Raw genomic sequence first — 15,325 nt, forward strand, 5'->3', positions numbered from 1 at the left:
ATCAAAGTTATTAAAAATAAGAAACATGAAAAGATATCTAATCTTCTGTCTATTTTTAGGCATATCACTCGTATTTGCAGTTCCTGTAAATGCACAGCAAATGCGCACAATCAAAGGTACCGTCGTTGATGAGATGGGTGAACCCATTATCGGAGCCACAGTTAGAGTTGAAGAAACAGACAGAGGCACAATAACGGATATTGAGGGACATTTTTTGATTTCTGTTCCGGACAATGGAAAACTGACAATTTCCTACATTGGATACATTCCTCAAACTATTTCTGACTTTGACAATACACATATTGTGTTGCAAGAAGACCGCATGCAACTCGAAGAAGTGGTTGTCGTGGGATATGCTTCCCAAAAGAAAGCACACCTGACCGGATCCATAGCGACCGTAGCTCCGGAGGAAATTTCCGACTTATCTGTCACTAATCTTTCGTCAGCATTAAGAGGTATGATTAGCGGTGTAAGTGTGAGTGAAACAAGCAATAGACCGGGTGAAAGTGCAAGAATTGTCATTCGCAATAGTGACTTGGCAGTGAGTGCTCCGACCAGTAGTGCGGGATTACTTGTACCATTGTACGTCATTGATGACTATATTGCCGACGAAACGGCTTTCAACAATCTCGATGCAAGTATGATCGAGAGTATATCCGTTCTAAAAGATGCCGCGGCGGCTGTATATGGCGCTCGATCCGCTCAAGGTGTTGTTCTTGTGAAAACGAAACGCGGACAAATAGGTAAACCGAAAATTTCGTACGGAGGACAATTTGGTTATACCGATGAATTTTATCGTTCCAAAATGATGGATTCTTATAATTTTGGTCTTACTTGGAACGCCATCCGTGCTGCTGATCCGACAAGTACCTATGATAAGAAAAACGATTTATTCCAGGTCGATGAGTTGGCAGCTATGAGGTCGCTTAACTATGATTTACTTGATCAATATTGGAGTTCGGCCTTAATGCAGCGACATAGTATTAACGTAAGTGGAGGTAGCGAAAATGCCACTTATTTCGGCGGTATATCCTATGTTACACAAGACGGAAATCTTGGTCGTATAGATTATGATCGTTGGAATTACCGTGCCGGTATAGATGTCAAAATCAGCGATTGGATAAAGACTTCGCTGCAGGTGTCCGGGGATTATGGTTCCACTACAAAGGCCTATAGCGTCGTCGGTGGATCGAATGATGAAAAGGATTATGTTAGTCTGTTGACCCGCCCGCGTTATATTCCGGAATATGTAAACGGATTGCCGATCGCTTCTTATGGTATTACGAATGGTCAAATCGAACAGACACAGAGCTATCATTACGATATGGTAGAGAATATTGGTAATTTTACAAAGAATATGCCACAAAACATGACAATCAATTCTTCATTGGAATACGATTTTGGATGGAGTCAGATTTTGAAAGGATTAAAGTTTAAAGTGACATATTCAAAAAGTATCAGCACTACAAAAGACAACCAGTTTGGATCCGATTATACGCTTTACAAATTTGCAGACGGCGGACGTGGAGGAAGCGGTAGTCACCTGTATGTCGACACCCCGGGGTATCCGGTGAGTTTCGAAAACATGACGACAATTCCCGTATCCAACGGGAATCGTATCCGTAGAAACATGAGTCGTGGCGATAATTATCAGATGAACTTCATCGCATCATATGCCCGTATGTTTGGGTTACATAATATAAGTGGTTTATTTACCATCGAAAAAGCTGAAAGTGAGAGAGAATATGTATGGGGGCAAGTAACAGAGCCCTATTCATTTACCAATCTCCAATCAAACGGGGCAAACGGAGATCAGACAACAGGGTTTAGTCGTTCGGAATCAGGTGTGTTATCTTATGTGGGTCGTTTGAATTATGCTTACATCGACCGCTACCTTGCAGAGTTTCTTATTCGTTCCGATGCTTCCACCAAATTCGCTCCTGAAAATTATTGGGGTGTATTCCCGTCCTTGTCTTTAGGTTGGATACTTTCGGAAGAACAATGGTTCAAGGATAATGTGAAATTTACGGATTTTTTTAAAATTCGGGGTTCTTATGGTATTTTAGGTAGGGATAATGTGACGGCTTGGGCATGGTTGCAATACTACGGATCGGAAGCAGTGAAAGGCCCTATCTTCGGTTCTGATCCCGATTTAAACGCAGGAGCTCATTTTCAGCTACCAAATTCGGTGCCGAATCGCAACTCTCACTGGGATAAGAGTTATAAAAGTAATCTCGGGCTGGATATGGCTTTTCTGAAAAGCCGTTTAACAGTTACGTTAGATGGTTACTACGACAGGAATCGCAATGTATTCATGGCAATAACCGATGCGCCTGACTATCCGTCGACGGTGGGTGCTTTAGCATCAGCCTCCAACTATGGCTCAATCGATAATTACGGTATAGAGCTTTCACTGGGTTGGAGAGATCGGATTGGAAAAGATTTTAAATACTATATTAAACTCAACACGGGTTATTCGGACAATAAAATACTCAAAGCGCCGTGGAAGGATGAGGCTACTCGCGAATTGGATGATTTAGTTCCGAATCAACGGGCCGATCGAGGCCTGTGGGGATATTCCAGTATCGGGATGTTCCGGAGTTATCAGGAAATAGCCGAGTATTTTGCAGTAAATAACATCCAGACCTATCTGGGGAAAACCCAGGCCGATATTCATCCGGGTATGTTGATCTACCGGAATGTACGCGGTTCTCAAAAAGCAGACGGAACATATTATGAACCGGGTGACCCTTCTGATCCGGTAGCCAATGTGATCGATAAAAACGACATGGTGAAAATATCGACATACAGCAGCAATCCGTATGGATTTACACTAAATATGGGAGGTGAATGGAAAAATCTTTCGTTCAGCGCACAAATAGGCGCATCTTGGGGAAGCTACACGATGATGCCTTTTGAAGCTATCACAAATAAAAGTATCGTTTCCACTGCTTCCGGTTATAATGTGATGCAATATACCAATTTGCCTTCTTTCTGGTCCGGTAACATGTTTGTTTATCAAGATGTTTACGACGATCAGGGAAATATTGTCGCTTCGCAGAATTTGGATGCAAAATATCCAAACTTGCGCTTTTCAGACGTTAACGGAGTGAATTCAACATTTTGGAAGGTAAACAATGCCACGGTACAATTGCGTAATATCACACTGGCATATACTATCCCTAAAGTATGGGCGAACAGAGTGGGAGTAGAAAGTTGCCGGATCAATATTACTGGACAAAATATGTTGAACTTTTACAACCCTTATCCAGATAAATTCATGAGCCCGATGTCCAGTTACAGTAGGTATCCCACTCTACGGAAAATCACAATGGGAATAAATGTTTCATTCTAAACAATACAATGATGAAAAATATATATTCAATAACTTTTAGTACTTTTTCCTTACTGTGCATTTTAGTCTTGACTGGATGCAGCGACGAATTCCTGAAAGAAAAGACCAATTATAGCAATCTCTCTCCGGAGATATATAACGATTATACGGGTGCAAAATTAAGGGTTGATGATATTTACCTGCGTCTGCTTCCGAGTGTGAACAACGATCCGTCGTACAGATATCCAAGTACTGGCAGGAGTGACCTACACTCTCAATCAACGGAGGAATTCAGTGGGCTATCTAATTTTGTGCATCCTGATGTTGTGATTACGTCTTCGAGCAATCTGATAGACTGGTTCCATGTAAACAAGGCAACCAATGCGGGACCTTGGGGCGAGATTCGTAATTGCAACGATGTGATCGAGGGCATTTCCGGCAGTAAGCTCTCAGATGAACAAAAAGAGGAATTGCTGGGGCAGGTTTACTTTTTTCGTGCATGGCAGTATTACTTACTGGTTAAAACATATGGAGGAGTTCCGATTATAAAGACCGTGCAGATCGCCGACGTGAGTGAAGCAGAAAATTTAGCAGTTCCCCGTTCTACCACCAAAGAGTGTATTGATTTTATTTGTGGAGATTTGGAGTTGGCGGCCAATATGTTGCCTGCACGTTGGGGGAATGATGATTTCGCCCGTATTACCAAGGGTGCGGCTCTGGCTTTGGCCGGACGTGCGCGTTTGCTCTATGCCAGCCCGTTATTTAATCGTACTGATCATGTTGACCGCTGGCAGGAAGCTTATGATGCCAACAAAGCTGCTATAGCCGCCTTGACCGAAGGTAATTTCGGACTGGCATATAAAGACGCGCCGGGTATCAATGCATCCGGATGGGCAAAAATGCTTTACGAGTTCAACAGTGATGAAGCGGTTTTTGTTACGCTTTACAATAAGGTACATGACGACAATGCTGCCCACGAGATATACAGGAACAATCGCCGTGAACAAAGTATACGTCCGGTCAACGCCAATGGTGGAGGTGGTTTGACCCCGACGGCCATGATGGTGGATCTGTTCCCTATGGCAGACGGTAAGAAACCGGGGGAATCTGAGATATATCTTTACGATAATCTGAAATTTTTCATGAATCGCGATCCCCGTTTTTACAGAACCTTTGGTTTTCCCGGCACATACTGGCGGTTTGAAGGAGATCCTACGTCGCTAGGAACTGCATTTCCGTATAAAGGTGAAGAGTATCAGTTATGGAACTATTCTTGGTATGCCCAGGATGAGAAAAAAAATGATATTACACAGAGTGGATATGGGGCAGACGGATTGGGCCTCAGCTACAAAAGTATGTACATACGTAAACGCACTAACGATTTTGACATGACCTCGCCGGAGCCGGTTACACTCTACAGATGGAGTTTGGAGGGGAATAGGCAGGGATCGTTCGGAGAGAGTGCTATACCCTATATGGAGATTCGCTATGCCGAAGTGTTGTTGAATTTAGCTGAAGCAGCTTGTGGAATAGGACAAGGGCAAGAGGCCTTAGAGATACTGAGGGAAATTCGTAGACGTGTAGGATATACGGGCGATTGCGGATTGGACGGATCGTTGGCTGGAGATAGAGGCCGGTTGTTCGGAGCCATTCTTTATGAACGCCAGATTGAATTGGCTTATGAAGGTAAACGCTTCGACGATATGCGCAGATGGCTGTTGTGGGATGGCGGAATAAATATGAATCAAATCAACGGAGCACCAACCACCTGGACGCTTTCGGGATTCGGAGGAAACACCTGCACTTATCTGGGGGTACAACCACTCAATGGGAAACGCCGTGATAATTTTGAACTCACGGCGAAAACAAATGCCAGCGAGAATCAGGGTTCGGATCCGATCGCAAGTTACCGTCCTGCTGCTTTAGATTTAAAGCTGGACTTAAGCAGTCAGACTGACGATTTGGCTCTTTTTTACGAAACGTATCTGACACGTAAAATTCGCCAAGGGGATCAGGAAGGCAGGTATGTTACTTTTAAACCGGAATATTATTTGATCGGTCTCACGGAAAGTGCCCAAAAAGCAAATGTTACTTTATTACAGACTATTGGCTGGACGGACATCAGAAGCGGTGCTACGTATGGAACTTTCGATCCGTTGGCTGAATAATCCGTACCGGATACTTGCTTGTATGTTTTGTGGAACATTTATTGAGTAAAGGAGCGGACTGGAAGGTCACAATGATTGATAGGTGCTATTCGGTAAAACAGGCATTGAAAAAGGTAAAAGAACGTACCAATCCGTAAAAAACAACGCTGTTAAACAGTGATGTCTTTTACGGATTTAGATATTTAATGATTACAAAACTCAGCTATATTTGTCATATTTAAAGTAACAGAAAGATAAAATAATAAGAACATGTACAGTAAAAAATTCTTTCCCGTGTTATCCATATTATTGCTTTGTGGTCCATTTATCAAAGCACAATATCCAAGGATTCCTGAGGAAGTACAGGCAGAAGCAAATCAGATGATGGAGGAGGCACGGCGTCAATCTGATGTAGCGTGGCAAAAGGCCTTACCCGTTATCGAAGAAGAAGCAAGGGCCGGGAGGCCTTATATTCCCTGGGCGGCGCGACCGTCCGATTTGCCGCAGGCCCATATTCCTGCGTTCCCCGGTGCTGAAGGGGGAGGCGCCTATAGTTTTGGAGGCCGGGGTGGAAAGGTGATCACGGTAACGAATCTGAACGACAGTGGTCCTGGTTCGCTCCGGGAAGCGTGCGAACAGGGAGGTGCGCGTATTGTTGTGTTCAATGTATCAGGTATCATCAAACTGAAATCCCCCATCATCGTGAGAGCTCCTTATATTACCATTGCGGGACAAACCGCGCCCGGTGACGGAATCTGCGTGGCAGGTGAGTCTTTCTGGATCAACACCCATGATGTGGTCATACGGCATATGCGTTTCCGCAGAGGAGAAACCTGGATAGGCCGTCGCGACGATGCGATAGGTGGAAATCCGGTCGGCAATATCATGCTGGACCATATTTCCGCCAGTTGGGGATTGGATGAAAACATGTCAATCTACAGGCATATGTGGAATGACAGTACCGGTAAAAGTGATCTAAAGTTGGGTGCCGTGAATATCACTATCCAGAATTCTATCTTCGCAGAAGCTCTTGACACATGGAATCACTCTTTTGGTGCCACGTTGGGAGGTGAAAACTGTTCTTTTATGCGAAACCTGTTTGCCAATAATACAGGACGTAATCCCTCTATCGGATGGAACGGGGTATTTAATTTTGTAAATAATGTGGTCTTTAACTGGATGCACCGCTCTGTAGACGGCGGGGATTATACTGCAAAATACAATATCATCAACAACTATTATAAGCCGGGACCAGTGACACCCACCAGAGGACCTGTCAGCCACAGGATATTGAAACCGGAATCGGGCCGGAGCCAATTATCGCGTAAAGTATATGGAATGGCTTTTGTGAATGGCAATGTAATGGAAGGCAACGAGAGAGTAACCAGGGATAACTGGGACGGAGGAGTGCAGGTCGAAAGCTTTCCGGATGCAGGAGACTATACAAATGAAATAAGAAGGAAGACTCCTTTCGCGATGCCTTCCATGACTATTCTGGATGCCTACGAAGCCTATGACTATGTACTTGAGAATGCCGGCGCCACACTTCCCAAACGGGATGCGGTGGACGAAAGGATCTCAAGGGTGGTAAGAACAGGTGTCATTGAATATGCAGAGAACGTAAGTACCGATGATGTGCCGAAATTTGAACATCGCAGATTGCCGGACGACTCCTATAAACTGGGTATCATCACCGATATAAGTCAGGTGGGTGGTTATCCTGAATATAAGGGTGAGCCTTATCAGGATTCAGACGGTGATGGCATGCCCGACTGGTGGGAAGTAAAGTACGGCTTGAACCCTAACGATCCGTCGGATACCAATGGCGATATCAATGGCGATGGGTATACCAATATCGAGAAATTCATCAATGGTATTAATCCCGAAACAAAAATTGATTGGAGTAACCTTCAGTTCAATTATGATACGCTAAAGGAGAATGGACCCCTCCATCAAGAATAAAATAACACAGAGCAACTGAAGGACTGTAAGCTGCCTTGCATTGTTGCTTGCTGCAGGTACAATAATGTGAAGGATAAACATTTTAAAATTATGACACGATATATTTTCCTGATAGCATTTCTCCTTACCGGATTGATTTCGGTAAATGCGCAAAAAACCAAAACACCTGAGGATATAGAATATCTTGAGGTGTTGAGCAATAGGTCTGATAAAATATTGGATCAGTATGTTCATCTTCCTGAAGGAGAGATCAAAGAAAAAGTACGTGATCTAATGGTGAAACAATATTGGGATCTTAACAAGATACATGATCAGAAAGATCGGAAGATCAAAGAACTGAAACAGTCCGGATTATCGGGTGAAAGGTTGGAAAAAGAGAAAAGCAGGTTAGAAAACAAGGCTGAAAAAAAGCTGCTGAAATTACAGAAGAAGTATCTTAGTAATTTGTCGAAATATTTAAATAACCAGCAGATTGACGGGATCAAAGATGGAATGACCCTTGGTGCTTTCGACCATAACTACCGGGGGTTTACCGAGCTGATACCCACCCTGAAACAGGAAGAAAAAGAGTATATCTATAATCAACTGCTTGAGGCCAGGGATAAGGCTATGAATATGGGGTCGTCGGAAGACAAGCAGGCGGTTTTCAGGCAATATAAGGGCAAGATCAATAACTATCTGTCTCAGCAGGGATACGATCTCGACCAGGAGCGTATTGAATGGAATAAGCGTATCGAAGAAGCCAAAAGAAATAAAATGTAATGAAACATAAACTACTATTGTATTTTGTTGTTGTGATCTTTTCTGCATGCATCGCATCGCAGGATGGGAAAGAGGTTTTTCTGTTTACTTCATTTCATGAACCTGCTGATGAGGGACTCAGGTTTCTTTATAGTGAAGATGGATATAATTGGGAAAGTATAGATGGAGTATGGCTGAAACCATCGTTGGGAAAGCATCAGTTAATGCGTGATCCTTCCATTGTGAAAGGTCCTGACAATTTGTATCATCTGGTTTGGACTACCAGTTGGAAAGGGGATTTAGGATTTGGATATGCACAGTCCGAAGATTTGATCCATTGGTCTGAACCGAAGATGATCTCTGCCATGCAAGATACGACGACCGTCAATGTATGGGCACCTGAAATATTTTATGACGATGTGGATGATCAATATATAATTGTCTGGGCATCTTGTGTTCCCGGTAAATTTGAGAGAGGTATCGAGGATGAGGATAACAACCACAGGCTGTATTATCTGACCACAAAAGATTTTGAAACTTTTTCCGAAACCAAGCTTTTTCTGGATCCGGGATTCAGCGTGATTGATGCGGTGGTCGTTAAAAGGGCTGAAAAGGATTATGTGTTAGTGTTAAAAGACAATACAAGACTTGAAAGAAACCTGAAAATCTCATTTGCGGAATCACCCGTTGGCCCTTATTCCGAGCCGTCTGAGCCGTTCACTGAGAAATTTGTAGAGGGCCCTACCGTGACAAAGGCTGGGGAGGAGTATCTGGTATATTTCGATATGTATCGTAAAAAAAAGTATGGGGCGATGAAAACAACTGATTTTATACATTTTGAGGATGTTACCGATAAAATGCATATCCCGAACGGACATAAACATGGAACGATCATTAAAGTGCCCCTTTCGGTGGTCAATAAGCTAAAAAGTTGATAAAACACACTTCTATATTTGCAGGAAGAAGAGGGCTGTCTCAAATAGTTTTTGAGATAGCTTTTTTATTTCTATTATGAATACAATTTGAGTACAAAACAAACAGTTTTTCGTCTCATGTATGCATTATTTTTTGATTTATATGAAGAATATCCTGCATATTTTAGTTTGTTGCGTGCTGTTTGCATCAGTTTCAATGATATCCGGTGCACAGGACAGAGTATATTATAGCGGGCGGGAGCTTTCGAACCCGGTTTATCATGACGGACAGTTATCACCGGTTGTTGGGGTACACAACATTCAGGTAATGCGGGCAAACAGGGAGTATCCGGATGCTTCCAACGGGTATGGATGGACCTATAACCACCAACCCATGCTGGCTTATTGGAACGGAAAATTTTATTTAGAGTATCTGTCGGATGAAGTAGGTGAGCATATCCCCCCGTCACAGACATTTTTAATGACTTCGGAAGATGGATACAGATGGAGTGATCCGATGGTGTTATTCCCGAGATACAAAGTACCTGACGGATTCACAAAACCCGGCAACCAGATGGTGGCAAAAGGGTTGGAAGCGATCATGCATCAAAGGGTCGGGTTCTATGTATCCAAGTCGGACCGTCTTATCGCCATGGGATACTATGGTATCGCGTTAGATGAAAAAGATGATCCCAACGATGGGAACGGGATCGGCAGAGTGGTCCGTGAAATTAAAAAAGACGGTTCTTTCGGTCCCATCTATTTTATCCGCTATAATCATCAGTTTAACGAAAAAAATACGGACTACCCCTATTTCGAGAGAAGCAAGGACAAAGAATTTGTGAAAGCGTGCAGGGAAATCCTGGAAAATCCGCTCTATATGATGCAATGGGTCGAAGAGTCGGACAGGGATGACCCGTTGATTCCGTTAAAGAAACAATATAAGGCTTTTTCCTATTATCATCTGCCTGACGGCAACGTGGTAGGTTTATGGAAACATGCATTGACTTCCATTAGTAAAGACGGCGGAAAAACCTGGCTGGAACCCGTCGAAAGGGCGAGAGGTTTTATCAACAGTAACGCCAAAATATGGGGGCAGCGGTTGAGTGACGGCACCTATGCCACTGTATATAATCCGGCGGAATTCAGGTGGCCCCTGGCTATTTCTACCAGTACTGACGGGATAGAATACACTACGCTGAACCTTGTACATGGTGAGATCACCCCGATGAGATATGGTGGAAACTATAAGTCCTACGGGCCGCAATATGTCCGGGGGATACAGGAAGGCAACGGTGTCCCGCCCGATGGGGATCTTTGGGTAACCTACAGCATGAACAAAGAGGATATGTGGGTGGCCAGAGTGCCTGTACCTGTAAAAACGGATGCTACCGCCCATGCGAACGATGACCTGGATACCAAAGAAAAGTTATCCGATCTGACAGAGTGGAATATCTATTCTCCGCTATGGGCACCGGTTTCACTGCAGAAAAAAGAGGGGCATACCTGGCTTGCGCTGGAAGATAAAGATCCGTTTGATTATGCGAAGATCGAAAGGAAAATTCCTAAAACCGGGGAATTAAGCGTTTCGTTCAAAGTGATGGCCGCACAAGTGGCCAACGGCACTTTGCAGATTGAATTCATGGATGAGAACGGTATTGCCTGTTCCCGCCTTGAACTGACACCGGAAGGCGTTTTCAGGGTAAAAGGGGGAGCCCGTTTCTCCAACATGATGCAATATGAGTCTGACAGGGAATATACGGTGAGGGCAGATTTATCGGCATCCAATAATGAAATAGTGGTCTATGTGAATGAAAAGAGGGTAGGTGTCAGGAGATTTTTTGCACCGGTTCATTCCATCGAAAGAATCGTGTTCAGGACTGGCGAATTACGCCAGCATCCGACACCTGAGACCCCGGCGGATAACTATGACGACCTGCCCGATGCGGGAGAGCAAGATCCGTTGTCTGCGTTTTATATCAGGAACCTTCGTACGTCCGATATAAGTGGTTATCAGGAAGGCATGATCCTTCGTTACGATCATTTCAGGCACTATGCGGACTACTTCAACCGGATGGAAGAGGAGAATATTGTTCAGGCTATTCCAAACAGTGAATCGAGTGAATGGATGAGAAAAAATATACCGCTGTTTGAATGTCCTCAGGAGAATTTTGAAGAGATGTACTACTATCGCTGGTGGTCCTTGAGAAAACATATCAAAGAGACTCCCATAGGGTACGTCATGACCGAGTTTCTGGTAAACAGGTCGTATGCCGATAAATACAATATGATTGCCTGTGCTTTTGGTCATCACATCTATGAGTCGCGATGGCTTCGCGATCCGCAATATCTTGACCAGTATATCCACGCCTGGTATAGAGGAAATGAAGGAAAGCCGATGGAGAGATTCGGTAATTTCAGTTCGTGGGCGGCAGACGCCCTCTATAACCGTTATCTGGTAGACAAGGATAGCGTATTCCTGCTTGACCTGTTACCCGATCTGGAAAATGAATACCGCAGGTGGGAGACAACTCACCGGTTACCGAATAACCTCTACTGGCAGGGAGATGTACAGGATGGGATGGAGGAGTCGATCAGTGGCGGAAGACGCAAAAAATATGCCCGCCCCACCATCAATAGCTATATGTACGGAAATGCGGATGCTCTCTCGAAGATCACTCTGTTGGCCGGTGAGAAAGAAAAATCCCGGGAATACCAATTGAAAAGGGATACGATAAAAAATCTGGTGGATCAGGTACTCTGGAACGAAGAGCATCAGTTTTTTGAAACACACAGAGGGGATTCTCTGGCCAATGTAAGGGAAGCGATCGGCTATATCCCCTGGTATTTTAATTTGCCGGATGAGGGGAAATATGATGTAGCCTGGGAACAACTTACAGATGAAGAGGGTTTCCTGGCCCCATACGGGTTGACAACAGCCGAACGGCGTCACCCGCTTTTCCGTAAAGCAGGATGCTGTAATTGTGAATGGGACGGAGCAATCTGGCCGTTTGCGACCAGCCAGACCATGACGGCGATGGCCAATTTCATGAATAACTATTCCCAGACCACCGTGAACGACAGTATCTATTATCGTTTGATGGAACTGTACGTGGAATCACAATATCACAGGGGACGACCCTACATAGGTGAATATCAGGATGAAGTGACAGGCTATTGGTTGAAAGGGGATCAGGAGAGGAGCAAATATTACAATCATTCCACCTTTAATGATCTGTTGATTACCGGATTGATCGGGCTTCGTCCCCAGGAAGACAATACCCTTGTTGTAAATCCCCTGTTGCCGGCAGATAAATGGGATTGGTTCTGTCTGGATAATCTGCCATACCACGGTAGGAGTATTACGATCCTATGGGATAAAAACGGAGACCGCTATCATCAGGGAAAAGGTTTCAGGATTTTTGTGGATGGAAAAGAAGCGGGAAGATCGGATCAATTGGAAAAAATAGTTTGTCAGGATGTTTTGTAGTATGAAGGGTAAAATATCATTGCTGTGTATCTGGATTCTCTGTTTGAGTGTAAGACAAGCCGGGGCTTTTGAAGTGGTTCGTCTTACATGCGACAGGATGGAATCACCCGTCACGGTCAGTTCAACCCACCCCCGGTTCGGTTGGCAGATCACTTCCGAAGAGAATGGTACTTATCAGAGCGCTTATGAGATTGAAGTATATGAACTGGTCGATGGTAACGAGAAGCTATTCTGGAGTACCGGAAAAACGATCTCATCAAACAGCCGCTATGTCGCTTATGACGGTAACAGGGTACTGGAACCGATGAAAAAATATCTCTGGCGGGTAAAAGTATGGAATGAGAAAAACCAGCCGTCGGAATGGAGTGAGAAAAATTCTTTTCGCATGGCGCCGGCTTCAGCGTTCCTGAACGCCGAATGGATCGGGTCTGTCTCTCATCAGGATGCCAGACTTCCGAAAGGGAGGAATTTTCACTCAACAGTCATGGGGAGGCCGGAGAACAGATCCCTTTGGGAGCAGGTCAATCCCTTATCCAATAAGAGCATATACCTGCGGCAGACTTTTGAATCCGGCAAAACAGTCGAAGAGGCTATGGCGTATGTCTGCGGACTGGGGTTGTATGAATTTTCATTGAACGGAGAAAAGATAGGTGAAAGCGAATTAGCACCTCTTGTAAGCGATTATGATAAAACAGTGTATTACAACGCCTACGATGTAACCGGATATTTGAAAGAGGGAGCAAATGCGATCGGTATATTATTGGGGAACGGATTTTATAATGTGCAAGGGGGAAGATACCGGAAACTATTGGTGAGCTTCGGACCACCGACGCTTTTTTTCAAGATGATCATCACTTATTCCGATGGAACAACCCGGGAGGTGCAGTCGGACGAAAACTGGAAATACGACTATAGCCCCATCACCTTCAACTGTATTTACGGAGGGGAGGATTATGATGCCACGAGGGAACAGCCGGGATGGAATACGGCTGCATTCAATGATGAAGAATGGAACCCTGTTATTGTCCAGGACGCGCCGAGAGGAAAGTTGAGGGCACAGCAGGCCACTCCTGTAAAGATCATGGAGCGTTTTGGCGTGAAGGAGACCAATAAAATTTCCGACCATCGTTATGTGATGGATATGGGACAGAACCTGTCCGGTTTCCCGGAAATAGTGGTGAACGGACAAAAGGGCGATACCATCCGGCTGACTGTCGGAGAATCGTTGAATGAGGACGGAACAGTAAGCCAGAAACAAACCGGAAGTAAGCATTACTATGAATATGTACTGCGGGGAGAGGGAGATGAATATTGGCGTCCCCGTTTCTCCTATTACGGATTCAGGTATATCCAGGCTGATCTGGCGTCTAAAGAACAACAAACCTCTGCCGGTTTACCGAGACTCAAAGAGATTAACTCCTGCTTTATCTATAATTCGGCAGAAAAAATATCTACATTTGAAAGTTCAAACAGCATCTTCAATAATGCACACAGGATAATCGGCAATGCCGTAAGAAGTAACATGCAGGCTGTGTTTACCGATTGTCCCCACAGGGAGAAATTAGGTTGGCTGGAGCAGGTTCATTTGAACGGACCGGGCCTCTACTATAATTACAACCTGAGAACATTCATCCCCAAGGTGATGCAGGATATCAGGGATGCCCAGCTACCTACGGGGCTGGTTCCCAGTATTGCACCCGAATTTGTGGTGTTTGACGGAGGTTTCAGGGATTCGCCCGAATGGGGAAGTGCGTCGGTCATATTGCCCTGGATGTATTATCTCTATTATGGCGATGATTCTTTGATTGATAATTACTACGATGTAATGAAGAACTATGTGGATTATCTCTCTTCCACCGCTTCCGGACATATTGTATCGCATGGCCTGGGTGATTGGTACGATTATCATGGCGAAAAAGCCGGATTTTCGAAAAATACGCCCGTCCCGTTGGTGGCGACGGCTCACTATTACTGGGATCTTACCCTGCTCAGCAAGGCGGCGGTAATGGTAGGGAAAAATGCGGATGCGACATACTATCATGAATTGTCGGCATCCGTCAAAGAGGGCTTCAACAGGATGTTCTTCGATGAAAAAACAGGCCAGTACGGAACCGGAAGCCAGGCATCGAATGCGATACCCCTTTTCTTTGATATGGTAGACAGGCAAAACAGAGACCGGGTGCTGGCAAACCTGGTAAAAGATATCCGGAAACAGGGAAACCGGTTAACAACCGGTGATGTGGGGAACCGTTACCTGTTCCAGACATTGGCACAGAATGATCTGAATGAGTTGATGTACATCATGAATAATCACGAAGACGTACCGGGTTACGGATTTCAGGTGAAGTTCGGAGCTACCACCCTTACCGAGCAATGGGATCCACGACAGGGTACTTCATGGAATCATTTTATGATGGGACAGATCGATGAATGGTTCTTTGCCTGGCTTGCAGGGATCCAACCCGATACCGATTTTCCCGGATATGAACGGTTCATCGTGCATCCGCAGGTGGTAGGTGACCTGACATCTGTTTCGGCATCTACTGAAACGCTCTATGGAAAGATCAGCGTCGACTGGAAAATAGAAAACAACACATTCCAATTGAACGTAGAGGTGCCTGTGAATACCCGGGCCAGAATAATCCTTCCTGACAAACAATCGCATGATGCGGGAAGCGGAAAATATAGTTATTCTGTAAAACTGTAATCCTAATCTTTATGGTTTCATCTGCAAATC

General features: G+C 44.6%; 7 protein-coding genes. All 7 read left to right on the forward strand.

Annotation, left to right across the window (positions count from 1 at the left end; all coding sequences use genetic code 11):
- The first annotated feature begins 25 nt into the window (after positions 1-25).
- On the forward strand, positions 26-3,355 hold the full coding sequence (locus D7D25_RS00080) for a TonB-dependent receptor (protein ID WP_122966977.1): 3,330 nt from the start codon (positions 26-28) through the stop codon (positions 3,353-3,355).
- An 11-nt stretch (positions 3,356-3,366) separates the two neighbouring features.
- Positions 3,367-5,502 (forward strand): RagB/SusD family nutrient uptake outer membrane protein, encoded by a 2,136-nt coding sequence (locus D7D25_RS00085; protein WP_122967324.1) that lies wholly within the window; start codon positions 3,367-3,369, stop codon positions 5,500-5,502.
- Positions 5,503-5,751: 249 nt separating this feature from the next.
- The gene (locus tag D7D25_RS00090) at positions 5,752-7,443 is read left to right on the forward strand and encodes a polysaccharide lyase (RefSeq protein WP_122966978.1); all 1,692 of its coding nucleotides are present in this window, start codon (positions 5,752-5,754) and stop codon (positions 7,441-7,443) included.
- Between the two features lie 90 nt (positions 7,444-7,533).
- Complete coding sequence (locus tag D7D25_RS00095; RefSeq protein WP_122966979.1) at positions 7,534-8,205, forward strand: DUF3826 domain-containing protein; 672 nt, start codon at positions 7,534-7,536, stop codon at positions 8,203-8,205.
- Entirely contained in the window at positions 8,205-9,119 is a 915-nt protein-coding gene (locus D7D25_RS00100; protein WP_122966980.1) for a glycoside hydrolase family 43 protein, read from the forward strand. The genes D7D25_RS00095 and D7D25_RS00100 overlap by 1 nt, the downstream gene beginning before the upstream one ends.
- 142 nt (positions 9,120-9,261) lie before the next feature.
- Positions 9,262-12,588 carry a glycosyl hydrolase family 65 protein gene (locus D7D25_RS00105; protein WP_076931336.1) on the forward strand — a complete coding sequence of 1,109 codons (3,327 nt, stop codon included), beginning with the start codon at positions 9,262-9,264 and terminating at the stop codon, positions 12,586-12,588.
- 1 nt (position 12,589) lies between these two features.
- Complete coding sequence (locus D7D25_RS00110) at positions 12,590-15,295, forward strand: glycoside hydrolase family 78 protein (protein ID WP_076931335.1); 2,706 nt, start codon at positions 12,590-12,592, stop codon at positions 15,293-15,295.
- Positions 15,296-15,325 lie beyond the last annotated feature (30 nt).

The sequence above is a fragment of the Proteiniphilum sp. X52 genome, from assembly GCF_003712195.1.
In the GTDB taxonomy this organism is placed as follows: domain Bacteria; phylum Bacteroidota; class Bacteroidia; order Bacteroidales; family Dysgonomonadaceae; genus Proteiniphilum.

Coding starts and splice junctions, on each gene's coding strand:
- D7D25_RS00100 (WP_122966980.1), top strand. CDS start 8,205: ATGAAACATAAACTACTATTGTATTTTGTTGTTGTGATCTTTTCTGCA.
- D7D25_RS00110 (WP_076931335.1), top strand. CDS start 12,590: ATGAAGGGTAAAATATCATTGCTGTGTATCTGGATTCTCTGTTTGAGT.
- D7D25_RS00105 (WP_076931336.1), top strand. CDS start 9,262: ATGAAGAATATCCTGCATATTTTAGTTTGTTGCGTGCTGTTTGCATCA.
- D7D25_RS00085 (WP_122967324.1), top strand. CDS start 3,367: ATGAAAAATATATATTCAATAACTTTTAGTACTTTTTCCTTACTGTGC.
- D7D25_RS00095 (WP_122966979.1), top strand. CDS start 7,534: ATGACACGATATATTTTCCTGATAGCATTTCTCCTTACCGGATTGATT.
- D7D25_RS00090 (WP_122966978.1), top strand. CDS start 5,752: ATGTACAGTAAAAAATTCTTTCCCGTGTTATCCATATTATTGCTTTGT.
- D7D25_RS00080 (WP_122966977.1), top strand. CDS start 26: ATGAAAAGATATCTAATCTTCTGTCTATTTTTAGGCATATCACTCGTA.